Below are 1,351 nucleotides of genomic sequence, written 5' to 3'. Positions count from 1 at the left end.
CGCAGGCGGGCCTGGTGGGCGACGTGTTCGCCCTGCGTGCCGCCGACAAGGGCCTCGATTTCTCGATGACGCATGCGTTTGCGCGGCCGAGCTGGGTGGTGGGCGACGCCGCGCGGTTCAGGCAGGTGCTGCACAACCTGCTCGGCAACGCCATCAAATTCACCGAGAGGGGCCGCGTGGAGATGAACCTCGTGCGCACGAGCGAGCCCGACATGGTGAAGGTCGAGGTGAGCGACTCCGGCCCGGGCATCGCGCCGGCCGATCAGGATCACCTCTTCGATGCGCCCACTCCACCATTGCCCGCCACCGACGGCGCGCCGATGAGCAGCCGTGCCGGCCTCGGCCTCACCATCGCCCGCGAACTGGCCGAAGCGATGGGCGGCTCGCTGAGCGTGCACAGCCAGACGGGCGTCGGCTCCCAGTTCGTGTTCATCGCCCGGCTGCCCTCCACGACAGCGCCCGGCGAAGCACGGGATGGTGCAGCGCCGGCGCCCCCCGTGATCGACCTGCGGCGCGTGCTGGTCGCGGAGGATGATGATGTCTCCGCGCTGATCCTTTGCGCCTACCTGAAACAACAGGGGCTGATCCACGAACGCGTGGGCAATGGGCGCGACGCCGTCGGGCGGGCGCTGCGCGAGTCGCAGCGGCCCGACATCGTGCTGATGGATTGCCAGATGCCCACGATGGACGGACAGGCCGCCACCCGTGAGATCCGGGCGCAGGAGCGCACCCTGCTCCTTCCCAGGGTGCCGATCATCGCGATCACGGCCACGTCGACCGACGAGGATCGGCGCGCCTGCGCCGATGCCGGCATGGACGACCTGCTCGCCAAGCCCTTCAACCGCCAGGAACTGATGCAGGTCCTGGCGCAATGGAGCGGCGTGCTGCCGTCGCCGGGCGTCACGCCGCCACACGAGCCTCGTGCTGAGGCAGCATGGATTCTTTCGGGAACAGGTTCAGATCCGGATGGAAGGTCTCGATCATGAACGGATACAGCCCGTGGCCTGACGCCAGCCAGGTGCGTTCGGCCGCCGTGACATCGAAGGCCAGGATGCGGTGCGGCAGGTTGCCGGCATGCGCGAGCGGTACCCGGTCGTCGGGCCCGAGCACATCGGTGAATCCGAGCCCCTGGTAGATCCGGATCAGCGCATTGCTGCGCGCACCGATCACCATCCAGCGCACCTGGCTCGCCAGGCAGTACAGGTAGGCGGCCTTCATCAGGATGAGCCGGGTCTGCGGATCGGCACCCGGCATCACGGCCAGCCGGGTGAGCTCGGCGCGCGGCTCGTCGGCCAGCCATCGCGGCAGGATCACGCTGCCCTCCAGCTGCAGCGGCATCGCCACATTGCGC

1 protein-coding gene and 1 pseudogene are annotated in these 1,351 nt (G+C 69.0%); one reads left to right on the top strand and one right to left on the bottom strand.

All coding sequences use genetic code 11. The features are described from left to right. A partial coding sequence (locus AC1D01_RS34880) for a response regulator (RefSeq protein WP_477874118.1) occupies positions 1–986 on the top strand: 986 nt, incomplete at its 5' end. Here AC1D01_RS34880 and AC1D01_RS34875 read toward each other — a convergent pair. After that, positions 901–1,351: pseudogene (locus AC1D01_RS34875) on the bottom strand (hypothetical protein); the annotation flags it as partial. The gene AC1D01_RS34880 and the pseudogene AC1D01_RS34875 sit on opposite strands and share 86 nt — an antisense overlap.

The organism is Rhizobacter sp. P3_B12, assembly GCF_056402895.1.
Note: the sequence above shows the minus strand (reverse complement) of the source record. Positions and strands in the feature narration are given on the sequence as shown.